The sequence below is a fragment of the Pseudomonas sp. LBUM920 genome (assembly GCF_003852315.1).
Taxonomy (GTDB): domain Bacteria; phylum Pseudomonadota; class Gammaproteobacteria; order Pseudomonadales; family Pseudomonadaceae; genus Aquipseudomonas.
Genome location: NZ_CP027762.1, coordinates 3,495,921 through 3,522,838 on the forward strand (window position 1 = coordinate 3,495,921; position 26,918 = coordinate 3,522,838).

Below are 26,918 nucleotides of genomic sequence, written 5' to 3' on the forward strand. Positions count from 1 at the left end.
ATAGATGCCGTCACGGACTCTGGAAACCTGGCCCCACGGCGCAATCATGCTGGACGCGCAACACACGCGTTTTGCCCTGTGGGCGCCAGACGCGTTTTATGTCAGCGTTGAATTGGAAGACGGCAAGTCCATCGCCATGCTGCCCCAGGCAGATGGCTGGTTTGAGGTAGAGATACAGTGCCCGGCGGGCACTCGCTACCGCTACAACATCGACGGCGAAAACGACGTACCCGACCCGGCATCCAGAGCGCAAGCCGAGGATGTTCATGGTTGGAGTGTGGTTGTCGATCCACTCGCCTATCAGTGGCGACACAGCCATTGGCAAGGCCGCCCATGGCACGAAGCGGTGATCTACGAGCTGCACGTGGGTGTGCTGGGTGGCTACGCCGCCGTACAAAAGCAGCTGCCACGCCTGGCTGAACTGGGCGTCACCGCGATTGAATTGATGCCGTTGGCGCAATTTCCCGGCGAACGCAATTGGGGTTACGACGGGGTTCTGCCCTATGCGCCCCACTCCTCTTATGGCTCGCCGGAACAGCTCAAGCAATTGATCGACAGCGCCCACGAACACGGCCTGGCGGTGATGCTCGACGTGGTTTACAACCACTTCGGCCCGGACGGCAACTACCTGGGCCAATACGCCAACGGTTTCTTTCAAGAAGACGTGCACACGCCCTGGGGCGCAGGCATTGATTTTGATCGTCGCGAGGTGCGCGACTTCTTCCTCGACAATGCCTTGATGTGGTTGCTCGAATACCGCTTTGATGGCCTGCGCCTGGATGCGGTGCACGCGATCGACAATCCCGATTTTCTTAAGGAGCTGGCCCACCGTGTTCGCCAACAGGTAGACACAGGTCGGCACGTCTGGCTGGTGCTGGAAAACGAGCTGAACCAGGCCAGCCTGCTGAAGAACGATTTCGACGCGCAGTGGAACGATGACTTCCACAACGTGCTGCACGTATTGCTTACCGGCGAAACCGACGCCTATTACAGCGACTTCGCTGAAAACCCTACCGAAAAACTCGCGCGCTGCCTGGGTGAGGGTTTTATCTATCAGGGCCACACCACCCGCCACGGCCATGAGCGCGGCGAACCCAGTGGGGACTTGCCGCCCAGCGCCTTCGTGGCCTTTTTGCAGAACCACGACCAGATCGGCAACCGCGCACTGGGCGAACGCCTGCATCAGCTGTGCTCACCGCAGGCGCTCAAGGCAGCCACGACGTTATTGCTGCTGTCGCCGATGATTCCGTTGCTGTTCATGGGCGATGAAGTGAATGCCGAGGAACCGTTCCTGTTTTTCACCGATCACCATGGCGAGCTGGCCGAAGCCGTGCGCGAAGGCCGGCGCAACGAGTTTGCTGATTTTGCCGCATTCAAAGACCCGCAAAGGCGTGAACACATTCCCGACCCGAATGCCCTGCCCACCTTTTTACAATCAGCACCCGCCTTCACCGAAAACCAGCACGCCCAGTTCTACCGCCAACTGTTGAGCCTGCGCCACCAGCAGATCGTGCCGCACTTGCCCGGCAGCGTGGCCTTGGGCGCGCAGGTGCTGGGGCAAGGCGCCGTCAGCGCGCGCTGGCGCCTGGGCAACGGTAGTGTGTTGCAGATTGACTTGAACCTGGGCGCCGAACCGCTGGATCACCCTGCGCCGCCGCACCTGCTATTTGAAACGCCTGCCGGTGAAGGGGCGCACTTGGCGCCTTTCAGCGCACGCGTTGCCCTATCCCCTGTTGGAGAGCACCTTTGAGCGAAGCGAACCTGGAAATACTCGCCAGCCGAGCGGGCCTGGCCGTCGATTGGATCGACGCGAACGGCCGTCCGCAACATGTTAAACCCGGCGCCTTGCGCGCCGTTCTCAAAGGCCTGGGCCACCCGGCCGATACCGATGCCGAAATCAACGCCAGCCTGCTCGAACTCGAACAGGTGCAGCAAGACAAACATCTGCCGCCCTTGATGACCGTCGACAGCGGCGAAGGCCTCGACCTGGCACGCTACTTTGCCGCAGACACGCCCTGCCGGGTCAGCCTGGAAACCGGCGAAACCCTGGAGCTGCGCCTCGACGGTGATGCCGTGCTGCCAGGCGTCATCGCGCTGGGCTATCACCAGGTGCACATCGACGACCAGACCTTCACCCTGGCCGTGGCGCCCGCTCACTGCTACAGCGTGGCTGAAGCCGTCGACGCCCAACCGGCGCGCGCCTGGGGTTTGAGCGCCCAACTGTACGCGCTGCGTCGTCTGGGCGACGGTGGCTTTGGCGACACGCAGGCGTTGGAGCACATGGTTCGCGCCGCCGCCGAACGCGGCGCCGATGCGTTGGCGATCAGCCCGATGCACGCGATGTTCAGCGCCGACACCGAGCGCTATAGCCCCTACTCGCCGTCCAGCCGCCTGTTTCTGAACAGCCTGTACGCCTCGCCTGCCTGCATCCTGGGCGAGCGCGAAGTGCGCAATGCCATCGACGCCTGCGGTTTGACCGAAGAATTGCACACGCTGGAACAGCACACCCTGATCGACTGGCCCGCCGCCGCCAAGGCCAAGCAGCGCCTGTTGCGCGCGCTGTATGAAGACTTCCGCCACGGCGGACACCCGCAGCATGCCGATTTCCTGAGCTTTCGCCAGAACGGCGGTGAAGCCCTGGAGAACCATTGCCGTTTCGAAGCCGTGCAGGCCGTTCGCGCCGCCGCGGGAGAGGACCTCGACTGGCGTCACTGGCCTGAAGCCTGGCGCTCGCCGCAAAGCCCTGAACTGGTTAAGTTCGCCGCTGAACACCGCGACGAAATCGGCTTCTACGCGTTCAGCCAATGGCTGATCGCGCGTTGCCTGGAGCGTGCGCAACAAGCCGCGCGTGGCAGCGGCATGGGCGTCGGCCTGATTGCCGACCTGGCCGTCGGCGCCGACGGCGGCGGCAGCCAGGCCTGGAGCCGCCAGGATGAATTGCTGGCGAACCTCACCGTGGGTGCGCCGCCCGATATTCTCAACCGCGCCGGTCAAGGCTGGGGCATCTCTGCGTTTTCCCCCGAAGGCCTCAAACGCAACGGCTTCCGCGCCTTCATCGAGATGCTGCGGGCCAACTTCGCCCATGCCGGTGGCCTGCGCATCGATCATGTGATGGGCCTGCAACGCCTGTGGGTGATCCCCATGGATGCCTCCCCGCGCGAGGGTGCGTACCTGTATTACCCGGTGGACGACCTGCTGCGACTGCTGGCGCTGGAATCCCAGCGTCACAAGGCGATTGTGCTGGGTGAAGACCTCGGCACCGTGCCCGATGGCCTGCGCGAAAAACTCAGCGCGCGTTCGATTCTGGGCATGCGCGTGCTGCTATTCGAGCAAGGTCACGATGGCCAATTCAGGCCGATCCTTGACTGGCCGGACAACGCCCTGGCGACCACCAGCACCCACGACTTGCCGACCCTCAACGGCTGGTGGCACAGCCGCGACATCGAGTGGAATATCCAGCTCGGCCTGATCGACGCACCGACGGTGGAGCAATGGAGCGAACACCGCCTGCGCGAACGTCAGGCACTGCGCCAGGCCTTGAGCCAGGACCCGCAGAACTTTGTCGATGAAATCCGCAACGACACCGACCACATGATCGACGCCAGCGTGCGCTACCTCGGCCATACCCGTGCGCCGCTGGTATTGCTGCCTTTGGAAGACGCGCTGGGCATCGAAGAACAAGCCAACCTGCCCGGCACCACCGACACCCATCCCAATTGGCGCCGTCGCCTGCCGGGCGAAGCCGCCAGCCTGCTCGACAACGCCGGCGCCGCCCGCCGCCTCGAACTGCTGGCCGTTGCGCGCAACCAAGCCTATGAGCGTGACCGATGAAAGCACTGCCCCTGCGCGCTACCCAGCGCCTGCAATTCCATAAAGATTTTACCCTGGACGATGCGGTGCCTCTGGTGCCGTACTTCGCCCAGCTAGGCATCAGCCATGTGTACGCCTCACCGATACTCAGTGCCCGCGCCGGCTCCATGCACGGCTACGACGTGGTCGACCCGACGACCGTCAACCCCGAACTGGGCGGCGAACCCGCGTTGCGGCGCCTGGTTGCTGCACTGCGCGAACACCAGATGGGGCTGATCCTCGATATCGTCTCCAACCATATGGCCGTGGGTGGCGCGGACAATCCGTGGTGGCTGGACCTGCTCGAATGGGGACGCCTGAGCCCCTACAGCGAGTTCTTCGATATTCAGTGGCACTCGCCGGACCCGTTGCTCAAAGGCCAACTGCTGATGCCGTTTCTGGGCAGCGACTATGGCGAGGCTTTGCAGACCGGCGCGCTGACGCTGCATTTTGACGCCGAGCATGGGGCGTTTTACGTCGAGCATTACGAGCACCGCTTCCCGATCTGCCCGCGCGACTACGCGTTGATCCTCGGCGCCGACGCGCTGCTCCGGCCGTTGGCCGAGCGTTTCAGCGCGCTGGCCTATCAGGATGATGCCTACCACGAAGCCGCCTGGCTCAAGCAGGCGCTGGCCGAACGCGCGACCGAAAGCGACGTGCGCCGTGCCATCGAGCAACGCCTGGGCGAGTTCGACGCACGCCAGCCCGAGGGTTTCAATCGCCTGCATCAATTGCTCGAAGAACAAGTCTACCGGCTCGCCAGCTGGCGCACGGCGGCGGACGATATCAACTGGCGGCGCTTCTTTGATGTCAATGAATTGGGCGGCTTGCGCGTTGAACGCAAGGCGGTATTCGAGGCCACCCACGGCAAGATCTTTGAGCTGATCAGCGAGGGCCTGATAGATGGCCTGCGCATCGACCACATCGACGGCCTGGCCGACCCACGCGGTTATTGCCGCAAGCTGCGGCGTCGGGTTGATTCACTGTCGCCCGAACGGCACTTGCCGATCTTCGTGGAAAAAATCCTCGGTGAAGGCGAAACCCTGCGCGAAGATTGGAAAGTAGACGGCACCACCGGCTACGAATTCATGAATCAGCTGTCGTTGCTGCAGCATGATCCTCAAGGCTTCGAGCCGCTTGCCGAGTTGTGGACCCGCCACAGCGGACGGCCAGCGGCCTTTATCGAAGAAGCCTGGCTGGCACGCCAGCAGATCCTGAATGGCTCGCTGGCCGGTGACTTCGAAAGTGTGGCCCAGGCCCTGCTGCAGGTGGCCCGTGACGATGTGATGACCCGCGACCTGACCCTGGGCGCGATCCGCCGCGCCTTGCAGGAGCTGATCGTGCACTTCCCGGTGTACCGCACTTACATCAGCGCCCGTGGCCGCAGCGAAAACGATGACGTGTTTTTCCTGCAAGCCCTGGCCGGTGCCCGCAGCACGTTGAGCGAAGGCGACTGGCCGGTGCTCGATCACCTGGAAAAATGGCTGGGCGGCCAGCCGTGGCGCCATCGCCCGATCGGGCGCGAGCGCAAGATACTCAAACATGCCTGTGTACGCTTCCAGCAACTGACCTCTCCGGCCGCGGCCAAGGCCGTGGAAGACACCGCGTTCTATCGCTCGGCAGTACTGCTGTCGCGCAATGACGTGGGTTTCAGCACCGAGCAGTTCAGTGCGCCTGTGGCGGCGTTTCACACCGTCAACCAACAGCGCTTGCAGACCTTTCCCGACAACCTGCTGGCCACCGCCACCCACGACCACAAGCGCGGCGAAGATACCCGCGCACGCCTGGCGGTATTAAGTGAATGCGCGCCGTGGTATGTCGAACAGGTTGAGCACTGGCGCACCCTCGCCGCCCCCTTGCGCGAGGATGCCAATAGCCCGTCGGCCGGTGATGAGCTGATCCTGTATCAAGTGTTGCTGGGCAGTTGGCCGCTGGACCTGCACCTGGACGTCGAGAATTACCAGCAGCGCCTCTGGCAATGGCAGCAAAAGGCCCTGCGCGAAGCCAAGTTGCAAAGCAGTTGGAGCGCGCCGAACGAGGCGTATGAGCAAGGCGTCGAGGCGTTTCTGTCGCGCCTGTTGCTCAGCGATGTGGGCAGCGCATTGCGCACCGCCCTGGGCAACGCCGCTCACGCGATTGCCGCGGCCGGTGCGGTCAACAGCCTGGCGCAATCCTTGCTTCGAATCACGGTGCCGGGTGTGCCGGACTTGTACCAGGGCGATGAGTTCTGGGACTTCAGCCTGGTGGACCCGGACAACCGTCGTCCGGTGGACTTCAGCGCGCGGCAACACGCGCTGAACACACCGCCGGACATCCCTGAACTGTTATCCAACTGGCGCGACGGGCGCGTCAAGCAGGCGCTGATTGCCCAGGTGCTGGCGTTGCGCAAGGCCGACCCGGAGATCTTTCGCAGCGGCCACTACACACCGCTGGAGGTCACCGGCACGCACGCAGAACACGTGGTTGCATTCTGTCGCGAACATCAAGGCAAACGCCTGTTGGTGGTGGTGCCGCGCTGGCCTCATCGCTTGCTGGAAAACGGTGAGCGGCCCCACATCGACGCGCAGGTTTGGGGCGATACGCGGGTTAAATTACCGTTCGCCGCGACAACGCAAAACTGGAAGGGACTTTTTCATACAGGCGCAGTCACACCAAACAAGGAGCTGTTGATCAGCGCTGCCCTGGGGGATTTCCCGGTCAATGTCTTTATCAATCCTGATGATCAAGAAAGCTGAAACTTTTCTGTGAGGAGCATTGTGATGAGTACTGAAGACAAACGTATTCGCGAATTGGCGCATCAGATCTGGGAATCCGAGGGCAAGCCCCACGGAGAGGACACTCGCCACTGGGAGATGGCGCGCAAACTGGCCGAAGCCGAAGCGCTGACGCCAAGCAAGCCCAAGGCCGCTGCCAAGCCAAAAACCGCGCCCAAACCTGCGCCCAAAGCCAAGCCGCCGGCACCGGCAGCGAGCAAACCGGCGCCGCCTGCGGCGAAAAAGCCCGCAGCGCCGAAAAAACCCAAGCCTTAAGCGTCACGACCTTACGGGCCTCCTCCCGGCGTTGCCGGCAGGAGGTTCCCTTTTGAATATCCACTGCGTCAGCTGAACGATCGCCAGCACGGTCGCGCTCGGCCCGAAAAAAGACCCTTGCAGGAGCAACTCAATGAGCAAACCAGATAAAAACCAACCGACGCCGGAAAACGAGCCGTCGCGGATTCGTGAAGGTTTGCCCTTCCCCCTCGGCGCCACCTGGGACGGCCTGGGCGTCAACTTTGCGCTGTTCTCGGCCAACGCCACCAAAGTTGAACTGTGCCTGTTTGACGACACCGGCGAAGTTGAGCTGGAACGCATCGAACTGCCTGAATACACCGACGAAACCTTCCACGGTTACCTGCCCGACGCCCACCCTGGGCTGACTTACGGCTACCGCGTATACGGTGCATATGACCCGGCCAATGGTCACCGCTTCAACCACAACAAATTGCTGATCGACCCCTATGCCAAACAGCTGGTGGGCGAACTCAAATGGTCCGAAGCGTTGTTCGGCTACACCATCGGCCACCCCGACGATGACCTCAGTTTCGACGAACGCGACAGCGCGCCCTTCGTGCCCAAGTGCAAGGTCATCGACCCGGCGCACACCTGGGGTAACGACCAGCCGGTGCGGGTGCCGTGGGACCGTACGATCATTTATGAAACCCACTTGCGCGGCATCAGCATGCGCCATCCTTCGGTTGGCGAGTCGGTGCGCGGCACCTGCGCCGGGCTGATGGAAGATGACGTGCTCAAGCACATCCGCCAGCTGGGTGTGTCGTCGGTGGAATTGCTGCCCGTGCACGCATTCGTCAACGACCAGCACCTGCTGCAAAAAGGCATGACCAACTATTGGGGCTATAACAGCATCGCCTTTTTCGCCCCGGACCCGCGTTACCTGGCCAGCGGCAAGATCGCCGAGTTCAAGGAAATGGTCGCGCACCTGCACGAAGCCAAGCTGGAAGTGATCCTCGACGTGGTCTACAACCACACCGCCGAAGGCAACGAGCGCGGCCCGACCCTGTCCATGCGCGGTATCGACAACGCCTCCTACTATCGCCTGATGCCTGACGACAAGCGCTTCTACATCAACGATTCCGGCACCGGCAACACCCTGGACCTGAGCCACCCGTGCGTGCTGCAAATGGTCACCGACTCCTTGCGTTACTGGGCCACCGAGATGCACGTGGACGGTTTCCGCTTTGACCTGGCGACCATTCTGGGCCGTTACCGCGATGGCTTCGACGAACGCCACAGCTTCCTCGTGGCCTGCCGCCAGGACCCGGTGCTGCGCCAGGTGAAAATGATCGCCGAGCCGTGGGACTGCGGCCCCGGTGGCTACCAGGTGGGCAAATTCCCACCGGGCTGGGTGGAATGGAACGACCGCTTCCGCGACACCGTGCGCGCCTTCTGGAAAGGCGATGACGGCCAGTTGGCAGACTTTGCTGCACGCATGACTGCGTCCGGCGAGATGTTCAACCAGCGTGGTCGACGCCCGTACAGTTCGGTGAACTTCATCACCGCGCACGACGGCTTCACCTTGCACGACCTGGTGTCGTACAACGACAAGCACAACGAAGCCAACGACGAAAACAACCAGGATGGCAGCAACAACAACCTGTCCTGGAACCACGGCGTCGAAGGGCCTACCGAAGACCCGGAAATCAACGCGCTGCGCCTGCGCCAGATGCGCAACTTTTTCGCCACCCTGCTCTTGGCCCAAGGCACACCGATGCTGGTGGCCGGTGACGAATTCGCTCGCACCCAGCACGGCAACAACAATGCCTACTGCCAGGACAGCGAGATCGGCTGGGTCAACTGGGAGCTGGACGACGACGGCAAGGCGCTGCTCAAGTTTGTAAAACGCCTGATCAAGCTGCGCCTGGCGTATCCGATCCTGCGCCGTGGACGCTTCCTGGTGGGTGACTACAACGAAGACATCGGGGTGAAGGACGTCACCTGGCTGGCGCCGGATGGCAACGAGATGACCACCGAACAGTGGGAAGACAGCCATGGCCGCTGCCTGGGCATGCTGATGGATGGCCGCGCCCAGGAAACCGGGATTCGCCGCCCGGGTGGCGATGCGACGTTGCTGCTGGTGGTCAACGCCCACCACGACATGGTCAATTTCCGCCTGCCACCGGTGCCGGAAGGCGAGTTCTGGACCTGCATGCTCGACACCAATGAGCCAGCGGTGCGCGGTCAGGAGCGCTTTGATTTCGAGCACGAGTACGCAGTCACCGGCCGCTCGCTGTTGCTGTTTGAACTGCAGCACGACGAGGTGTGAAATGGCGTTGCATGGATTCCTTCAAAGCTACCGGGGCTATGCGGACACGCACGCTTTGGGCCAAGCCCTGAAGGCACTTCAGGAAGAAGGCCTGGACCAGCTGCCGTTACCCGGCAGTGGCCAGACGCTGGAGCGATTCAGTCGTCTGGCGCAGGTGGCGGGCCACGATTTGCGCCTGTGCAAGTTATTCGAAGGCCACACCGATGCGTTGGCGATCATCGCTGAACTCGACAGCCCCCTGCCGCCCTTGGGCAGCTTGTGGGGCATGTGGGCCGCCGAACCGCCGACCGCCAAGGTGCGTGTGCGCCGTGATGGCCATCGGTTGATCGTCGATGGGCGCAAGGCCTGGTGTTCCGGGGCGGCGGTGGTCAGTCATGGCTTGCTGACCGCCTGGGACGACGAAAACCGTCAGCAACTGGTTGCCGTGGACATGGATCAGCCCGGCATTATGGTCACCAATGAAGGCTGGAACGCCGTGGGCATGGCCGCCACTGGCAGCGTCGAGATTGTGTTTGACGGGGCCAAGGGTATTGCCGTCGGCGGGCCGGGAGATTACCTGTCCCGCCCTGGCTTCTGGCAAGGCGGGATTGGCATTGCCGCCTGCTGGTACGGCGGCGCGCAACGCCTGGCCGAGGTGTTGCGCGAGCAGTGCAGCAAGCGCCCCGAGCCCCATGCCCTCGCCCACCTGGGCGCGGTAGACAGCGTGCTCAACAGTGCGGCCTGTGTGTTGCGTGACAGTGCAGAACAGGTGGACCGCGCTCCACGCGCGGATGCGCGGCTGTTAGCGCAGCAGGTGCGGGCGTGCATCGAAGACACTGTCGAGCAGGTCATCCACCATGTGGGCCGTGCGGCAGGTGCAGGGCCTTATTGCAAAGACCCGCACTTTGCCCAGTTGATGGCGGACCTGCCGGTGTACGTGCGCCAAAGCCATGCAGAGCGCGACCTGGCGGCGTTGGGCGAACAGGTGGCCGAGCAACCCACAGGGAGGTGGCAGTTATGAAACCCAATCCGATCGTAGGCCAGGGCACGCCACTGCATCAGTGGCAAGCCTCGTCGCACATGGCCGAGCTGCCGCACATCAGCGTCGAACAGTTGGTACCCGAAGGGCATCGGGCAGTCATCATTGCCCCGCACCCGGACGATGAAGTGCTCGGTTGCGGCGGCCTGCTGCAAGGCCTGGCGGCCATTGGCCGGCCGATTCAGCTGATTTCCGTGACCGATGGCAGCGCCAGCCATCCGGGTTCCCAGCGCTGGCCGGTGGAGCGCCTGAGTGTGGTGCGTCCGCAGGAATCAGCCCAGGCATTGCACCGCCTGGGTGTGCCGTTGCACAGCCTCAAATGGCTGCGCGCAGGGTTCAGCGACAGTCAGGTGGCGGCGCAGGAAGAACAGCTGAGTGCGTTCATTCAACGCTACCTCAAACCCACCGACGTGGTGTTCACCACGTGGCGCGAAGATGGGCACTGCGACCATGAGGCTGTCGGCCGCGCCAGTGCAAAGGCCGCGCATGCGGTTGGGGCGACCCTGTATGAATTGCCCGTATGGACCTGGCACTGGGCAACCCCGGAAGACAGCCAAGTGCCGTGGGACCGCGCGCGCAAAATCCTGCTAACGCCCGAAACAGTGGCGCGTAAGCGTCATGCCATCCACGCGTTTGCCAGCCAGTTGGAGGGCGACCCGCAGATCGGCCTGCCGCCTGTGCTCGCACCTTATGTGGTGGAACGCCTGCTGCAGCCTTTTGAAGTGGTGTTTGTATGAGCGTGGCCACGCCGTATTTCGACCAACTGTTCGCCGGCAATGACGACCCTTGGGCATTTCGCCAACGCTGGTACGAGCAGCGCAAACGCGCGCTGACCCTGGCGGCGCTGACCCGCCCGCGGTATGCGTCGATATTCGAACCCGGTTGCGCCAACGGCGAGCTGAGCGCCGAACTGGCGCCGCGCTGTGACCGCCTGGTGTGTTGTGACACGGCCAGTGCCGCCGTGGCGCTGGCGCAAACCCGGCTGCGGGGGTTTGCCCATGCCGAGGTGCAGCAAAGCCGTTTGCCGGAACAGTGGCCGACAGGTTCATTCGAACTGATCGTGTTGAGCGAGCTGTGCTACTACCTGGATGCCGATGATCTGCACCGCCTGGTTGACTGCGCCCTTGGCGCCTTGACCGAAGACGGGCAACTGCTGGCCTGTCACTGGCGCCCACGCATTGAAGGGTGCCCGCAGACCGCTGAACAAGTGCATGCCCTGCTGCAGCAAAGGCTGAATATGCCGCCGGTGGTGCAGCATCACGAAAGTGATTTCCTGCTCGACCTGTGGAGCCGCGACCGCACCTCGGTCGCAACCCTCGAGGGGCTGCGATGATCGGCGTTCTGATCCCGGTGCATAACGAAGAAGCGCTGCTGGGCGAATGCCTGAAGTCTGCGTTGATTGCCGCACGCCATCCGGAGCTGCTCGGCGAAAAGGTCCAGATTCTCACCGTGCTCGACAGCTGCAACGACGGCAGTGCGGCGATCGTGCAGGCCTATGCGGTGCAAAGCCTGCACGTGCAGGCGCGCAATGTCGGGCAGGTGCGCGGTGTGGGTGCACGGCACTTGCTGAATCAAGGTGCACGCTGGATTTCGTGCACGGACGCCGACAGCCGCGTCGCCCCTGACTGGCTGGTGGCGCAATTGGCGCTGGGTGTGGACGCGGTGTGCGGCACCGTGACCGTGGTCGGCTGGAGTGACGGCTTCGACCCCGCGGCGCAAATTCGCTACACCCAGGCCTACCAGGCCCGAGACGGCCATCGGCATGTACACGGTGCCAATCTGGGCGTGAGTGCTGGCGCCTATGTGCGAGCCGGCGGGTTCGAGCCACTGGCCTGCCATGAAGATGTGCAACTGGTGCGCAATCTGGAGCGTTGCGGCGCGTCCATCGCGTGGAGCCACCGGCCACAGGTGATTACCAGTGGCCGGCTCGACTGCCGCGCCGAAGGCGGTTTTGGTGACTATTTGAAAAGCCTCATGCAGGCCAGCTGAAAAAATCAACATTTCACGATGTAAAAGCCATGAATCCTTGACTATGCTGAGAGCGCCTTGCCGGTATTCCAGGGTTGGAGTGCCGCGCATCACCGCAGCGGAGTCTGCGCTGAAAAAAAAGAGCGTCGTCCCGTCAACGGGGTACGGCCCAGCATCAATCGACAAGGACGTGACACCCATGAAGCCTGCCTCCTTAAGCGAGGGCCGCCGCGGCCCCGCGCAAATCTGGAACAGCGCGCCACAGTTGGCGCAAATTCCCGCTATCCCTCCCTCTTCGCTGGTGCCACCTGGTGCGCGCGTGGTGGTGATTGCTCCGCACCCTGGCGATGAAGTGCTGGCGTGTGGAGGGCTGCTGCAACTGCTCAGTACCCTGGAGCACCCGCTGCTGCTGATCTCGATCACCGATGGCAGCGCCAGCCATCCGGGGTCTCACGCATGGCCGGCGAGCCGCCTGAGTGTGATCCGCCCACAGGAAAGCGCCGAGGCGCTGCGCAGGTTGGGCATGCCGCTGCACAGCTTGAAGTGGATTCGCGGCGGATTTCGTGACGACGCCCTGGCGAGCAGTGAACAGCCGATGAGCCAGTTCATCGCGCGTTACCTGCAGCCGGGCGACGTGGTGTTCACCACGTGGCGCAACGACGGCAATGACGACCACGACGCCGTCGGCCGTGCCAGCGCCAAGGCCTGTAGCCTGATCGGCGCGCGGCTTTATGAACTGCCCATCTGGGCCTGGCACAGTCCGGCGCGTGAAGCGGCGATGATGCCTTGGCAACGGGCGCATAAGGTGCGTCTGGACAGCTGGAGCGTCGCGCGCAAACTGCACGCCGCTCATGCCTACGCCAGCCAATTGGTCGGCGACCCGGCCATCGGGCTCGCGCCGATGCTCGCCCAGGAACTGCTCGAACGCATGCGCGAGCCGTATGAGATCGTGTTCACGTAGAGCAGGCGGTTATGTATCGCACTGTGTACAGCAGCCGTGGCGATACACAGCGTTTAACCCGGGACCGTTCCTGAAACATGCGCGATACAGCGCAGCGGTCAACTGAGTGTCAGGCACCCATCAGCCGCAGGAGGCTCGCCATGCACACTCTGTTGACCCGTCGCTCCAAACACCGTCCGCTTGCTCTGGCATTGGCCTTGTTGCCATTCGGCGCCCTGGGCGTGGCTCATGCTGAAATGCCCGAGCCGCCAACGCCGGCCAGCCATCACCAAACCGCCTTCGGCGCGCTCAAGCACGTCAAGGCCGGGGTGCTCGATGTGGCCTACGCCGACGTTGGCCCGGCCAACGGCCAGGTGGTGATCCTGCTGCACGGTTGGCCCTACGACATCGACAGTTATGCCGATGTCGCGCCGTGGCTGGCAGCCAAAGGCTACCGCGTGTTGATCCCGTATGCCCGCGGCTATGGCGCCACGCGTTTTGTGTCGGATAAAACCCTGCGCAACGGCGAACCGGCAGCGTTGGCACAGGACGTGATCGACTTCATGGACGCACTGAAGATCAAGCAAGCGGTGCTCGGTGGGTACGACTGGGGCGCGCGCTCGGCGGATATCGTCTCGGCGCTGTGGCCGGAGCGGGTCAAGGCATTGGTGTCTGTCAGCGGTTACCTGATCGGCAACCAGGCCGCCGGCAAGCAACCGCTGCCGCCCAAGGCGGAATTGCAGTGGTGGTACCAGTTTTACTTCGCCACCGAGCGCGGCGCCGCCGGGTACCAGAAGAACACCCACGAATTTGCCAGGCTGATCTGGCAAACCGCTTCGCCGAAGTGGGCCTTTGACGACGCCACGTTCGCGCGCAGCGCCAAAGGCCTGGATAACCCCGATCACGTCGCCATCACGGTTTTCAACTACCGTTGGCGCCTGGGTTTGGTGCAAGGCGAGGCGCAATACGACGCGCTGGAACAGCGACTGGCCCAATCGCCCACCATCGGCGTGCCGACCATCACCCTCGAAGGCGACGCCAACGGCGCACCGCACCCGCAACCCGAGGACTACGCCAAGCGCTTCACCGGCAAGTACGAATTTCGCCAGATCAATGGCGGGATCGGCCACAACCTGCCGCAGGAAGCACCGGCAGCGTTCGCCAAGGCCGTGTTCGACGCCGATCACCTGTGACCTTATCGCGACGACCTGGCGCGGGTACCGGCCTTGGGCGGGGAGTGTTTTTTGCTGCTCAGCGCACGACTGTCGGGAAGGACATTCTTTGGCTTGAACAGTGGTGCCAATTGAACACGGTGGGCCGAATGGACTCGGGCCACCGTGCGTTGATCAGGCCGGCACGCCGAGAATGATGTGCGAGGCTTTGATCACCGCCGTCGCGCTGACGCCCGGCGCCAGGCCCAACTCCGCCACCGCGTCGCGGGTGACGATGGCGTAAACCTTCGAACCACCGGCCAATTCGATCACCACTTCGGCGTTGACCGAACCGTCGTTGACGCTCAGTACCGTGCCTTCCAGGCAGTTGCGCGCCGACAGGCGAATGTCGCTGGAATCGGTCATCAGCATGACCCACGGCGCCTTGATCAGTGCCACGGCCTCTTTGCCCACGGCGATGCCCAGGTTGCGCACGCTCTGTATGGTCACCACCGCCACCAGTTGCTCACCACCGGCCAGGGTCAGGACGACTTCTGCATTAACGGCGCCCTCCTGCACTTGGCTGACTTGGCCTTTGAATACGTTGCGTGCGCTGACTTTCATCGTGACGGGGCCTTTTCTTGACTTGCTGGTTAGGAATTAACCCGCATGTTTAAACGTAACGCTGTGTAAAAACAACTATAGCGTCCCAACTACCGGGGTTCTGCGCCGGATATTGACTACCTGCTGGCGCCGGAGCTAGCGATAAGGCTGCATCGACGATGTGAAAAATTTGTTAAGCATTTAACGTCAAAGGCTTTTTTGCTCGGATCCAATCTGACACACTGATGCGAATAATTATCATCATCTTTATTGTTCGCTAGGGACAGCACTTCCGGGAGAGTCGGTTTCATGTCTGTGCAACAACATGGCGGTAAAGGTTTTTCACCCAATTTGATCGCGATGGCCATCTGTATTGCCAGCTCACAAGCGGCCTTCGCCGCCGACGCGCAGCAGCCAGCAGACGTCGTCGAGTTGGGCGCGACGCAGATCAACACCGAGCAGCAACTCGGTGCGACCACCGAAGGCAGCCCGTCCTACACCACCGGCTCGATGGCAACGGCGACCAAACTTCCACTCACGATGCGCGAAACCCCACAGGCCGTTACCGTCATCACGCGACAACGCATGGATGACCAGGCGATGACCAGCATCAACGACGTGGTCAAGGCCACGCCCGGGTTGTTCCTGAACTTCTCCAACGGGCCTGGCCGGCAGTCGTACACCTCGCGCGGTTTCGACATCGACAACCTGATGTATGACGGCATTCCCAGCGGCTACAACGGGGCCACAGTCGGCGCCCAGCCGAACCTGGCCATGTTCGACCGCGTCGAGGTAGTGCGCGGCGCAACAGGCCTGGTCACCGGGGCCGGCAACCCTTCAGCGGCCATCAACCTGATCCGCAAGCGGCCGTTGGACGAGCAGAAAGTCACCCTCACCGGCGCCGCCGGCAGCTGGGACAATTACCGTGGCGAGCTGGACGCATCCAGCCCGCTCAACGACAGCGGCACATTGCGCGGCCGGGTGGTCACTTCTTACGGTGATGCCAACAGTTTCATCGATAAAGTCCAGGAAGATCACGGCCTGTTCTACGCCGTCACCGAAGCGGATCTGAGCGAAGACACCACCCTGACCCTGGGTTTCTCCAACCAGAAGGACAAGACCAACTACTTCTGGGGATCGGCGATGGTCGGTCAGGACGGCCATCATCTGGACCTGCCGCGCTCCTACAACCCGGGTACTCGCTGGGAGAACAAGGACCAGGAAATCAACACGGTGTTCGCCGAGCTGCGTCAGCGCCTGGCCAACGACTGGAGCCTTCAAGTCAACGCCAACTACGCCGAACAGAACGCGTTGTTTTCAGGCTCCTACCAGTCGCGCTGGGTCAACAACACCCCGGCCCGCACGGTCTACCAGGCGGCCTACGATGAAAACCAGGCCGGCATCGACGCCTTTGCCAGCGGCCCTTTCCAGGCGTTCGGGCGTACCCATGAACTGGTGGTGGGCGCCAGCAAGCGCATCTATGACCTGACCAGCTACAGTCCGTACGACACCAACTGGCCACTCACCGCGGGCAAGCCAGACTTCGTCCACACCGACAACCAGCGCGAAGTCACCACTCAGGACGGCGTCTACGTCACCACGCGCCTGAGCCTCGCCGACCCGTTGAAACTGATCCTCGGCGGACGCCTGGACTGGTATGACTATGACAACCGTGACGGCGACGGCGACTATCATGTCACCCGCAACCTCACCCGCTACGCAGGTTTGATTTATGAGCTGGACGACCATCACTCGGTCTACGTCAGCTACAGCGACATCTTCACGCCGCAGAGTGACAAGGACACGTCCGGTAAGCCGGTCAAGCCGATTGTCGGCAAGAACTACGAAGTCGGCATCAAGGGCGAATACCTTGGCGGCGCGCTGAACGCGAGCCTGGCGCTGTTCCGCGTCGATCAGGAGAACCGGGCGGTGCAAGTGTTCGTGCCAAACTGCCCGCAGGCCTCCTGCAACGAAGCCTCCGGCGAAATTCGCAGCGAGGGCATCGACGTCGAACTACAAGGCGCGTTAACCGAGAATTGGCAGGTCGGCGGTGGCTACACCTACGCCCGTACGCACACCATCAAGGATGAGGCCAACCCGCAGAAGGTCAACAAGCAGTTCGACACCGACACGCCAGAACAGCTGTTCAAACTGACCACACGCTACAACCTGCAGGGCCCGCTGGAAAAATTCCGTGTGGGCGGTAACGTCTCCTGGCAGAGCCGCATGTACAACGACCTTGACCTCGCGGACGGCAGCAAATATCGGCTTAAACAGGGCAGCTATGCCGTCACCGACCTGATGGCCGGCTACCAGGTCAACCAGCACCTGGACCTGCAGCTCAACGCCAACAACATCTTCGACCGGCGCTACTACTCCACCATCGCCAACTCGGTGAGCTACGGCGGTGATGCTTACGGCAACCCGCGCAACATGATGCTGACCGCCAAGTACACCTTCTGATCGTTATCGCAGCGTTGGCTATCCGTTCGGATAGCCGTTCGGATAGCCGTTCTTAAAGTCCCGTTCAGGGATGCCGATAAGGTTTTGGCATCCCTGAATCAAACAGCACACGCATACCTGCTTCACTCCACCGGCGGCCCGTCGTGGCACGCCGCATGCTTGCCTGTTACCCGCCGATCACATGGAGTAAGAGTGAATGCCCACCCGTCCGCGTTTTCTGGAGCACTACCGCAAGGCCGATCGCATCATGCTGGCGTTGGTCTGGCTGATGTTTCTGTTCTCTCTCGGGCTGGCGTTCTGGCACGACACTTGGCTGCAGGCACTGACCGTGGGCGCAGGCACCAGTGTGGTGCTGACGGTGCTCTATCGCGCCCTCGGCGGGACACGCTTGATGCGCTGCCTGCTGGGCGCCGGCCTGATGGTAATGGCTGCCCTGCACATCAACCAGGCGCAAGGCGTGATCGAATCACACTTCGGCATTTTCGCGTTGCTGGCGGTGCTGACGTTCTACCGCGACTGGCTGCCAATCCTGGTCGCGGCGGCAACGATCGCCGTGCATCACGTGGTCTTTCATGCCTTGCAACATCAAGGCTTGCCGGTGTTTGTGATGGAACACCACGGCGGCTGGAGCATGGTGTTCGTCCACGCTTTCTATGTGGTGATGGAGACCGTCGCCCTGCTCTACCTGGCCATTCACAGCCAGCGTGAGGCGGTCGAAAGCCAGGAAATGCTCGAGAAAATGCTCGCCGTGACCACCCAGCTCACCGTCGAAACCGCCCAAGGTGAAGGCAAGGTGCACGTCTCCCTGGCCAAGCGCTTTGACCACTTCCTGCAGCAAATCACCCACCTGATCGACGGTGTGGCTCGCGACTCCCAAGGCCTTGGCCAACTCGGCCAGGAACTGGCCAGTGCCAGCGGCACCCTGGAAAAAGGCGCACGCCATCAGTTGGCAGAAATCACCCAGATGACCGGCTCGATGCAGCGCATGGAAGACGCCATGGGCCACATCACCGTGCACGTTGAACAGGCTGTCGAGCACGCAGGCCAAGCCAGCCAACAAATCGTACGCGGCCAGGAAAGCGTCGGCCGCGCGCAGCATGAAATCAGCCAACTGGCTCTACGCATTCACGGCACCCACTCAACCGTGCAAGACCTCGCCGTGCAGGCAGAGCAGATCGGCTCGGTGCTCGAAGTGATCAGCAGCATCGCCAACCAGACCAACCTGCTCGCCCTCAACGCCGCCATCGAAGCCGCGCGCGCCGGCGAGCAAGGCCGAGGGTTTGCCGTGGTCGCCGATGAAGTGCGCAGCCTGGCCCAGCGCACGGCGGTGTCTACGCAGGAAATCAAACAGATCATCGAAGGCTTGCAACACGGCAGCCGTCAGGCCGTCGAGGCGATGCATGACAGCCAGCAAGGCGTAGAGCGTTGCGTACAAGACAGCCAGTTGGCGGTACAGATGCTGCAAGCGGTAGGCGCCGATATCGCGCGCATCGACGCACTGAATGGGCGAATTGTGAGCACCACGCGCGAGCAGTCCACGGCCAACCTGGAGATTGTCGGGCGCTTGCAGGCGGTGCAAAGCATTGCGCAAAGCACCGCGGATGATGTGGAAACGCTGGCGCGCAGCAGTGAACGGTTACCGCCGATTGCCGTGCGCCTGGATGCCTTGGGGCGCAGGTTTCATCAATGAAGTCATGCGTCTCGGGACAATGAGGAGGTGATCTGAGCAATCGCGCCCTGATCCGCCTCGTGCAGCGTGCGGTACTGATTGACGACTTCGGTTTCTTCCACAGTAAGGTCATCCGCGCTCATGTGCGAACGCTCACCGCTCAGCACGTAAAGCACATCGACCCCTTTGCGACGGATAGCCATCAGATAATCCGATTTGGGTAATCTCTCGCCCCTTTCATAGTGGCCTTGTGCGTTTTCGGCCACGCCCCCGATCACACCAAAATCGTGCTGGGAGAGTAAAAGCCGTTTGCGCTCTTCCTTTAAGCGCCCGCCTAAATTGCCGTCCATGTTGAATGCCTGAACTGAGGGTATAAACCACCATACGCCTATACACCTCAAAGAAGGTCATTCATTTGAATTGACGTTTCAGGGCATAGTCCGGCAGGTCAATGGCGTCAGCCTTGGGGGAAAGAAACTTGCCAAGCAGCTTTTTAAAAACAGGCGCTGTCGCCAGCCGCAATACGGCGTGGCCGAGCGCTATTGCAACGCGCGAATGAGGTGACGCCAACCGCGGTGCAAATTTGGGCACGCCTTGCGCCTGAGCCACGTAGGGCCGCATCAGGGTTTCATAGGCGGCAAACGCTTGGGTGTGATCTGCATGGCGCCCCAGCTCGCCGGCCAACACATACGCCCCGCACAGGCCCAGGCTGGTGCCCATGCCACTGATGGGCGAGGCGCAATAGGCTGCGTCGCCCACCAGTGCAATACGGCCCTTGGACCAACGGGGCATTTTGACCTGACCTACCGCTTCCAGGTAAAGGTCGGTTGTGTCATCCAGCCCCGCCAATACGCGGGGCGTCTCCCAACCGGCGTCGGCAAAGCGTTGCTTGAGCAAGGATTTCTGCGCGTCTGGCGCGAGTTTTTCGTAGCCGTTGGGTGCTTGCTGAAACGACAAAAACGCCCGCGTGGTGCCCAGGTTGTCTGGGCGTAAACACACGCAGCGACCGCCGGGAATGTTGTACCAGCGCATGATCTGGCCGTCGCTTGGCTCACGCGGCAGGGTGAAATAGGCGGTGTATACATCCAGCGGGCGGCGCTGGACTTCGTTGCCGAACACGTGATTGCGCGTGGTCGAGCCAATTCCTTCCGCCACAATCACCAGGTCGAAAACCTGCTCGGTCCCCTGTGCAAAGCGCACATGCACCTGCTGGCCATCGTCGTGCAGGGTTTCAATGCTGTCGCCAAACCGATACGTGACCCGGTCCTCGCTGTGCTGGATCAACAGCTTGGCGAGTTCGCCACGCAGAATCTCCAGTTCAGCGATCGGCCCTTCGCCGTCAAAGTCGTTCACGCCGATGAAGGCCTTGGTCCGGTTGTGGCGGTCAACGAAGGCAATGCCTTGTTCGTGGGTTGTATTGGCCCGAATCAGTTCCTCCAGGCCCATGCGCTGCACCACAACACGGCCCGCACCCCGCACGTCGATCGTCTGCCCGCCATCGCGAAAAGCCGGTGCCCTTTCGACCACTGTGACGTGCATGCCCTGCCGGGACAGCCAATATGCCAGCGCCGGGCCGGCGACACTGGCGCCGGTGACAAGAATCTTTTGGCGTTTCATCAGGCCTCCTGCTGTGGATTTGAAGCGGCGCTGCTGCCCGGCAACGTGCTGCGGTAAACCTCGATCACCTGGCCAAGAAACGCCTCGACCACCGCGCGCTCCTGGCCCCCAAGCGCCTCCAGTACGGCGTTCAGGCCGCTGAGCATTGGCGCAATGTGCTGATAAGCCAGGGCCACCGAGGCGGGAACCGGACACACCATCACGCGGCGCTTGTCATCAAGCTGGCGCTCACGAATCACATGGCCGGCGCGCTCCAGGCGGTCGATGACTTGGGTGATGCCGGCGGTCGTCACCGACAGGCGCGAGGCAAGCTCGGTCGGTGGCAACGGGCCGTCCGTAATCAAGTGCTCCAGCGCCGCCATGTCGGTCTGGTTGATGGACAACGAATCGGCAAGATGGCTGGCGGCTTTGCGCGTCAGGATGGCGATCTGTTGCAGCTGCTGCGCAACAGCATCGCTGGCGATCTGCAGGCCACGTGGGTCGTGGTCAGGGACGGGGACAGATGCGGATGGTTTCATGCGTTTGACTGCTCAGGATCGCGAGGTGGCAACCACACTAGCATATAGCTAACTTGCTTAGCTATCTTCCAAAAATGTCGAACGGGTATCCATGGGCAGGCGAAATCCCTCACGTTTTACTAGCCTGAGTTCAGGCGAGAATCCCCTCGCTGACCGTGGGCACCAAAGGGAGCGTGCAGCATGACCGACGACACAACAACAAACGGGCCGGCGTCGTACTTCCCCGCCATTGAAAAAAAGTATGGGCAGCCCATCAGCCATTGGCTGGACCTGCTCAAAACCGTCAATGCCCAGAAGCACATGGAAAGGGTCGCCTGGCTTAAAACCGAACACGGCATGGGCCATGGCCACGCCAATGCGCTGGTGGCGTATTACGCGGCGATGGAAAAAGGGCGACTGAGCCGCCGCCCTACCCTTCAAGGCTGCGTTGGAGTCGCTTCAGGTCACGGTTGACGATCAGCTTGTGCACCTGACCGACCGGCACCCTATAAAAGCGGCCAAAGGCGTTATGAATGACCACCGATGAGGTGATCGTGAACACACGATCGCTGATCGACAGGCAGATCATCACATCCAGATGCCGGTCGCGCTCGGTCAGCACCAGTACGTCGGGAGCGCTGTGCTCCACCAAAAAGAAGTCCAGCCGCTCGCCGACCTGCACACGCTCTCGCCGCGTGCCGGAAAACCCGCCAATACGTTTCACACCAAACAATGCGCAAATGGCGTCCCTGATCCCAAACGCCATGTGCAGGAATGGCCCCGGTTCGGCAGTCATGATGTTCCAGGCTTCAAGCGCGGTGACATCGACCGGCAGCAGGATCGACCTGCGGTCGTAATAATCCAGGTCGGCCGGCAGGCGCAGTGTGTGAACAACATCGGTGCTCGCCAAACAGTCTCTCCTTGAAAGGTGGCCGCTGTTGAATGTGCTCAACCGCAAGCCTTACCGCAATTCGTCCAATAAATGTGACGCGCCTGGCTGTGCCTGAAAACGGCAGGACGCCGCTTGCCGGGCAGAGATTATTTTGCGCCTGCGCTCAAGTAAAGCGCGAAATGGCCTTGAAGAATGTGGGCGCAAGAATGCGCTGCCATCGCCTTCCTGAGCTGGCAGCGCCTGCCGCATGACTTATAAAGAGGCGTTATCCCTACCGGGCTGGCCCTGCCTTTTTGTCGCCCTGCTGGGTTCCCGCGGCTCTGGGATCAGGTGCTGCATGCCTTGGTGCCCGGCGGCGTGTTCGTCGGGCATCGGTTTGGCGTACACCGTAGCTGGCCGACGCCTACGCACATGACCTTCCACACCGAGCAGGCCATTCGCGCGATGTGCGAGGGCTTGGAAATAACGCGGCTTCGTGAGTCGCACACATCCAGCACAAACCCTTCCGGCCTGCTCAACGGGCACCGTTTTGATGTGATCGTTCGCAAGCCTTCTCATCCGCTGGCGGCAGCCCTCAGCTCAAACTTGGGCGGCTGACTCGCACATTGACATATCGGTAAATCCCGATACTATCGAGCGCATGGACCTACTCGACATATTCAAAGCCCTCTCAAACCGCACGCGACTCGATATCCTGCAAGGTTTGAAAGATCCCGAAAAAAACTTCCCCGCCCAAGACGAGGGAGACGTTCATACCGTGGGCGTCTGCGTCAGCAGCATCCAGGAAGGCGTCGGCCTTTCCCAGTCGACCGTGTCTGACTACCTGGCGACCCTGCACCGCGCAGGCCTGGTTGAAATCCGCCGTATCGGCCAGTGGACCTACTACAAACGTAACGAAGCCAACATCCGCGCGCTGACGGAGATCCTGGGGAAAGAACTCTAGGTTTTTTTTCATCGCATAATATCGATGTTTCCCGATATCCCTTTTTCCCGAAACGAGGTAATGCAATGAAAGCGATGATTCTTAACTCCTTTGGCGGGCCCGAGGCGTTCGAACTCTGCGACGTGCCCAAGCCCGTGCCCCATACGGGGCACGTTCTGGTGCGCGTACATGCCACTGCCATCAACCCACTGGATTACCAGGTGCGACGGGGTGACTACGCCGACGCGGTGCCACTCCCAGCCATTACCGGCCACGACGTGTCTGGCGTTGTCGAAGCCATCGGGCCAGGTGTGACCGCCTTCGCCCCAGGCGACGAAGTCTGGTACACCCCACAAATATTCGACGGCCCCGGCAGCTACGCCGAGTACCACGTGGCCGCCGAAAGCATCATTGGCAAAAAACCTGCCTCGCTCAGCCACCTCGAAGCCGCCAGCCTCAGCCTGGTCGGCGGCACTGCGTGGGAAGCACTCGCCGAACGCGCGGCGCTCAGGGTTGGCGAAAGCGTGCTGATACACGGTGGCGCAGGCGGCGTCGGCCACGTGGCAATCCAGCTGGCCAAAGCCATCGGGGCAAGGGTGTTCACCACCGTGCGCGCGGCCAACATTGAGTTTGCGCGAAGCATGGGCGCTGACGTGATCATCGACTACGAAAGCGAGGATTACGTCGAGGCCATCCTGCGCGAAACGGCGGGCCGCGGCGTCGATGTGGTGTTCGACACCCTCGGCGGCGACACCTTGTCACGCAGCCCCGACGCGCTTGCACAACGGGGCCGCGTGGTCTCGATCGTGGACATCACGCAGCCGCAAAACCTGGTTCAGGCCTGGGGCAAAAACGCGGCCTATCACTTTGTGTTCACCCGACAACATCGCGGCAAGCTGGACGAGCTGAGCGCATTAGTGGAACGCGGTCAGCTGCGGCCCCACGTGGGCGCGGTTTATTCGTTGGCCGACATCGCGTTGGCCCATGCTCGGCTGGAAAGCCGCCACAACGGTGTTCAAGGAAAAGTCGCGATTGCCGTCGTGCCATCGCTCATGGCGTGAGCACCGTTGAACTCATTTTTGGAGGAACACCATGATTTATGAAATCGCCCAGCTCCCGGTTTACACAGAACAGGTTGAAGCGTTCAGGCGCGCATTTACCCAGGTCGAGCCGTTGCTGTGTCGAGCGAAGGGCTATTGCGGGCACCTGCTCGCACAAGGCATTGAAACGCCGCAGGTGTTCAACTTGATCGTGAAGTGGGCATCACTTGAAGATCACACGCCAGGGTTCGAGGCGAGTGAGGACCATCGGCTGTTTATGCAGGGGTTGGAGACCTATTTCGCCGACGAACCAACGGTTTACCATATCGAAGGCGCAGCCTTTGTCAGGCATATGGGCAACGCCGATGCCCCGAGTAGTTCGTGGTTTTAAGCGCCTCGCCTGGTGTTGATTGTCAGCGGTGAAATGATCCACGTGCGTTGTCGCCATTGCGGCCTCAACGCACGCATCGCTCGACGCCCGCCGGTGTAGCCAGCCTTTCTGGTGCTCGCGGGCAGCCTGGAGTAGTTGAGGTGCAGTTTCCTGAACGGCTGTTGTCGGCCCAAAGCGAACATTGCCACTGAAAAAATAACCCGTTGCCAGCACGCTAAAGACCGTTGGATAACGTTGTGCTTTACACCACTTCCACCAACTCGAATTCTTCTGCCACAAGCTCCATCGCCGCGTCGAACGAGCCCTCCCGTTGAAAAAAATCTTTATGACCCTGCGCCCAATATCCGAGGCTGAGGTCCCCTTCGCCTTCCTTTCTTGCAAATGCTTCATTCACGTCGCAGTAACGAATGATACGCAGCGAAACAAGCCTGATGACACATACCGGCTCACCCTGACCGTTGAGGATGATGCTGTAACCACCAATCGCTGACGATTCATCTTGATGGTTGAATGATGAAAGTGAGCAACATGACGCTGTTTTAATGCCTTTAGCTACACGTTCAGCCAGCTCATCTGCCATCTCTGGAGTATCCCCAAATGCCCATGCACTGGCTTTGGGGTACCTGATCTTTAAATCGTCAATCATGCGCATCATTCGTTCAAACCTTATCGTTGACTGCAGCGTCAGCACCCATTCGCGAATGATTAGCCCGGCACCCTTGATCGAGTTGCACCGCCGCCGGTAATGGCGCGACCCGCTCAGCAGGTCGCGCCCTAGGCGACGGTTTTAATTGCCGTGATAGACAGGTAATCGCCCTTCAGCCTCTGCCTTGCGCCCCTCCTGGAAGTCGTTTGACTTATACAGCGTTGCGCGTTGCGCATCCAATTCCGACAGAGCGCCGGCCTGCACCGGGTCGATGACGCGATGCGCATAGGCCAGCGACGCCTTGATCCCTAAGGGGCCATTGGCGGCGATCCGGTTTGCCAACTCGATCGCTTTGTCGAGGGCTGACTGCGGGTCAGGGATCTCCTGTACCGTGCCCATGCGATAGGCTTCACGGGCGGTCCAATGATCGCCCGTCAGAATGTAGCGCATGGCATTGGCCCAGCCGGCTTCGCGCACGAATCGTACTGTCGATCCACCGCCCGGGAAACGACCATGGGTGTTTTCATCCTGTCCGAAGTCAGTGTTGTTCGCCGCAACCCGTATGTCGCCGACAAGAAACAGCTCATGCGCCATGTTCCAAGTGTCGCCGTGAACCGCCACGATCAGAGGCTTGGTGAGATAGGGCATTTTCTTGCCGAGCGGGTCGATCAGCCCCGCACCGAGCGTAGGTCCGCCCGAGCTGGCAACCGCCTTGAAGCCCTCAACGTCAAGGCCCTGCGAGAAATTGTCGCCGTGCCCGAACAACACAGCGGCACGCAGTGAAGGATCATGGTCGTAGTCGTAATACGCCTTGGCGAGGGCCAGGTACGCTTGCGGATCAAGCCTGTTCTGGATATCGGGTCGGTTGATACCAATCAGTACAATCTTGCCACGTCGCTCGACGGTAATTTTGTGAGCGGCACTGGTCGGGATATCGACCAGGGTGACGTCGTCGGGGGGTGTTTTGACGTCGTCGCCAGATTGCGCAATTACAACGCCGGCGAACAAGGATAATGCTGAGAACATGATGATCTTGCGCAATACTCTTTGCATCGATACATCCTTTGGCGAAGTTGGCTGTGCGCATGGGTTCGCCGCGCCAATCAGATAACGCGGCCGTCCCCACTCGGTGCTCAAGTTTTCAGTTCAGTACTGCGAGACACCGCCATCGACATCAAGCTCGATGCCGGTAACGTAGGCACTGTCATCAGAGGCGAGAAATACGGCCGCCTTGCCCAAGTCTTCCGGGCTGCCCAAGCGGGACAGCGGAATGCTGCCAACAAGGCCGGCACGCGCAGCCTCGGGAATCAATGACTGCAGTCCTGGGGTAAGCGTATGGCCGGGGCTCAATACGTTGATGCGGATGCCCAGTTCCTTGGTGTCCAGTATGAAACCGCGCGCCAGGTTGCGGACGGCCGCCTTGGTCGATGAATAGACGGACATACTGGGGATGCCGATCGAAGCGGCGATTGAACCGGTGAATATTACCGATGCGCCTGTTCCCAGAAGCGGCAGCGCTTTCTGCAGGCCGAACAGCAGGCCCTTGACGTTCGCATTGTAGGTCTTGTCGAAATGCTCCTCGGTGATCTCGCCGAGCTTCATGAACTCATAGAACCCGGCGTTCAACGCCAGTACATCAATGCGCCCGGCTTTTTCCTTGATGCGCGCGTACAGCGCGTCCAGGTCGGCAAGCTTGCCCGCATCGCCTTGAATGCCCACCGCACCGTGGCCAATCTCAGCGACCGCGCGGTCGAGCTCAGGTTGACGCCGGCCCGTGATGAACACGCGAGCGCCTTCATTGGCAAACGCCTTGGCGATACCGAGGCCGATTCCGGCGCTGGCACCCGTGACAACCGCGACCTTGCCTTCAAGTTTTTTGCTCATGTGGCGTACCTTCAATCTGGCTTGCATTGCGCCGCCCGCCCATGTGGGA

General features: G+C 61.4%; 24 protein-coding genes and 1 pseudogene. 17 read left to right on the forward strand and 8 right to left on the reverse strand.

All coding sequences use genetic code 11. The features are described from left to right. Positions 1–4 precede the first annotated feature (4 nt). From treZ to C4J83_RS16355, 11 genes are all read left to right on the forward strand, one after another. Positions 5–1,750, forward strand: a complete 1,746-nt coding sequence (treZ, locus tag C4J83_RS16305; protein WP_119740141.1) for a malto-oligosyltrehalose trehalohydrolase — start codon at positions 5–7, stop codon at positions 1,748–1,750. Beyond that, the gene (gene malQ, locus C4J83_RS16310) at positions 1,747–3,831 is read left to right on the forward strand and encodes a 4-alpha-glucanotransferase (RefSeq protein WP_124417614.1); all 2,085 of its coding nucleotides are present in this window, start codon (positions 1,747–1,749) and stop codon (positions 3,829–3,831) included. Before treZ ends, malQ begins: the two co-directional genes overlap by 4 nt. After that, entirely contained in the window at positions 3,828–6,584 is a 2,757-nt protein-coding gene (locus C4J83_RS16315; RefSeq protein WP_124417615.1) for a malto-oligosyltrehalose synthase, read from the forward strand. The genes malQ and C4J83_RS16315 overlap by 4 nt, the downstream gene beginning before the upstream one ends. 24 nt (positions 6,585–6,608) lie before the next feature. Further along, on the forward strand, positions 6,609–6,878 hold the full coding sequence (locus C4J83_RS16320) for a DUF2934 domain-containing protein (RefSeq protein ID WP_106579064.1): 270 nt from the start codon (positions 6,609–6,611) through the stop codon (positions 6,876–6,878). A 133-nt stretch (positions 6,879–7,011) separates the two neighbouring features. Continuing rightward, entirely contained in the window at positions 7,012–9,168 is a 2,157-nt protein-coding gene (glgX, locus tag C4J83_RS16325) for a glycogen debranching protein GlgX (protein ID WP_124417616.1), read from the forward strand. 1 nt (position 9,169) lies between these two features. Further along, entirely contained in the window at positions 9,170–10,168 is a 999-nt protein-coding gene (locus C4J83_RS16330) for an acyl-CoA dehydrogenase family protein (protein ID WP_124417617.1), read from the forward strand. After that, positions 10,165–10,923 carry a PIG-L deacetylase family protein gene (locus tag C4J83_RS16335; protein ID WP_124417618.1) on the forward strand — a complete coding sequence of 253 codons (759 nt, stop codon included), beginning with the start codon at positions 10,165–10,167 and terminating at the stop codon, positions 10,921–10,923. Before C4J83_RS16330 ends, C4J83_RS16335 begins: the two co-directional genes overlap by 4 nt. After that, complete coding sequence (locus C4J83_RS16340) at positions 10,920–11,519, forward strand: SAM-dependent methyltransferase (protein WP_124417619.1); 600 nt, start codon at positions 10,920–10,922, stop codon at positions 11,517–11,519. The genes C4J83_RS16335 and C4J83_RS16340 overlap by 4 nt, the downstream gene beginning before the upstream one ends. Next, entirely contained in the window at positions 11,516–12,175 is a 660-nt protein-coding gene (locus C4J83_RS16345; protein WP_124417620.1) for a glycosyltransferase family 2 protein, read from the forward strand. Before C4J83_RS16340 ends, C4J83_RS16345 begins: the two co-directional genes overlap by 4 nt. A 178-nt stretch (positions 12,176–12,353) precedes the next feature. Next, positions 12,354–13,115 (forward strand): PIG-L deacetylase family protein, encoded by a 762-nt coding sequence (locus tag C4J83_RS16350; RefSeq protein WP_106579058.1) that lies wholly within the window; start codon positions 12,354–12,356, stop codon positions 13,113–13,115. Between the two features lie 140 nt (positions 13,116–13,255). After that, positions 13,256–14,287 carry an alpha/beta fold hydrolase gene (locus C4J83_RS16355; protein ID WP_119740127.1) on the forward strand — a complete coding sequence of 344 codons (1,032 nt, stop codon included), beginning with the start codon at positions 13,256–13,258 and terminating at the stop codon, positions 14,285–14,287. A gap of 153 nt (positions 14,288–14,440) precedes the next feature. On the opposite strand, the gene C4J83_RS16360 is transcribed toward C4J83_RS16355, so the two are convergent. Continuing rightward, complete coding sequence (locus C4J83_RS16360; protein WP_124417621.1) at positions 14,441–14,869, reverse strand: TOBE domain-containing protein; 429 nt, start codon at positions 14,867–14,869, stop codon at positions 14,441–14,443. A gap of 288 nt (positions 14,870–15,157) precedes the next feature. Here C4J83_RS16360 and C4J83_RS16365 point away from each other — a divergent pair, with 288 nt between their 5' ends. Together C4J83_RS16365 and C4J83_RS16370 are read left to right on the forward strand one after the other, a co-directional pair. After that, entirely contained in the window at positions 15,158–17,311 is a 2,154-nt protein-coding gene (locus C4J83_RS16365; RefSeq protein ID WP_124417622.1) for a TonB-dependent siderophore receptor, read from the forward strand. A gap of 196 nt (positions 17,312–17,507) precedes the next feature. Beyond that, positions 17,508–19,001, forward strand: a complete 1,494-nt coding sequence (locus C4J83_RS16370; RefSeq protein WP_124417623.1) for a methyl-accepting chemotaxis protein — start codon at positions 17,508–17,510, stop codon at positions 18,999–19,001. Positions 19,002–19,003: 2 nt separating this feature from the next. Here C4J83_RS16370 and C4J83_RS16375 read toward each other — a convergent pair whose 3' ends face one another. From C4J83_RS16375 to C4J83_RS16385, 3 genes are all read right to left on the reverse strand, one after another. After that, positions 19,004–19,330: a helix-turn-helix domain-containing protein gene (locus C4J83_RS16375; protein ID WP_106579053.1), complete on the reverse strand. Its 327-nt coding sequence runs from the start codon at positions 19,328–19,330 to the stop codon at positions 19,004–19,006. A 61-nt stretch (positions 19,331–19,391) separates the two neighbouring features. After that, positions 19,392–20,597 (reverse strand): FAD-dependent monooxygenase, encoded by a 1,206-nt coding sequence (locus tag C4J83_RS16380; protein ID WP_124417624.1) that lies wholly within the window; start codon positions 20,595–20,597, stop codon positions 19,392–19,394. Beyond that, positions 20,597–21,115: a MarR family winged helix-turn-helix transcriptional regulator gene (locus tag C4J83_RS16385; protein WP_119740116.1), complete on the reverse strand. Its 519-nt coding sequence runs from the start codon at positions 21,113–21,115 to the stop codon at positions 20,597–20,599. The genes C4J83_RS16380 and C4J83_RS16385 overlap by 1 nt, the downstream gene beginning before the upstream one ends. A 180-nt stretch (positions 21,116–21,295) precedes the next feature. On the opposite strand from C4J83_RS16385, the pseudogene C4J83_RS16390 reads away from it, so the two are divergent. Further along, a pseudogene (locus tag C4J83_RS16390) lies at positions 21,296–21,505 on the forward strand (DUF4287 domain-containing protein); the annotation flags it as partial. A gap of 19 nt (positions 21,506–21,524) precedes the next feature. Here C4J83_RS16390 and C4J83_RS16395 read toward each other — a convergent pair. After that, entirely contained in the window at positions 21,525–22,004 is a 480-nt protein-coding gene (locus tag C4J83_RS16395) for a DUF2867 domain-containing protein (RefSeq protein ID WP_124417626.1), read from the reverse strand. A gap of 622 nt (positions 22,005–22,626) precedes the next feature. Here C4J83_RS16395 and C4J83_RS16400 point away from each other — a divergent pair. From C4J83_RS16400 to C4J83_RS16410, 3 genes are all read left to right on the forward strand, one after another. After that, positions 22,627–22,929, forward strand: coding sequence for an ArsR/SmtB family transcription factor (locus C4J83_RS16400; RefSeq protein WP_119740110.1), 303 nt, complete (start codon positions 22,627–22,629; stop codon positions 22,927–22,929). 65 nt (positions 22,930–22,994) lie between these two features. Continuing rightward, a complete protein-coding gene (locus C4J83_RS16405) occupies positions 22,995–23,969 on the forward strand; it encodes a zinc-dependent alcohol dehydrogenase family protein (protein ID WP_124417627.1) in 975 nt (324 codons plus the stop codon). Between the two features lie 31 nt (positions 23,970–24,000). Next, positions 24,001–24,339, forward strand: a complete 339-nt coding sequence (locus C4J83_RS16410) for an antibiotic biosynthesis monooxygenase family protein (protein WP_124417628.1) — start codon at positions 24,001–24,003, stop codon at positions 24,337–24,339. 241 nt (positions 24,340–24,580) lie between these two features. Here the strand turns inward: C4J83_RS16410 and C4J83_RS16415 are convergent, their stop codons facing one another. From C4J83_RS16415 to C4J83_RS16425, 3 genes are all read right to left on the reverse strand, one after another. After that, positions 24,581–24,985 carry an ASCH domain-containing protein gene (locus C4J83_RS16415; RefSeq protein ID WP_218568297.1) on the reverse strand — a complete coding sequence of 135 codons (405 nt, stop codon included), beginning with the start codon at positions 24,983–24,985 and terminating at the stop codon, positions 24,581–24,583. Between the two features lie 141 nt (positions 24,986–25,126). Continuing rightward, positions 25,127–26,038 carry an enoyl-CoA hydratase-related protein gene (locus C4J83_RS16420; protein WP_124417629.1) on the reverse strand — a complete coding sequence of 304 codons (912 nt, stop codon included), beginning with the start codon at positions 26,036–26,038 and terminating at the stop codon, positions 25,127–25,129. A gap of 93 nt (positions 26,039–26,131) precedes the next feature. After that, positions 26,132–26,869, reverse strand: a complete 738-nt coding sequence (locus tag C4J83_RS16425) for an SDR family NAD(P)-dependent oxidoreductase (protein ID WP_106579044.1) — start codon at positions 26,867–26,869, stop codon at positions 26,132–26,134. Positions 26,870–26,918 lie beyond the last annotated feature (49 nt).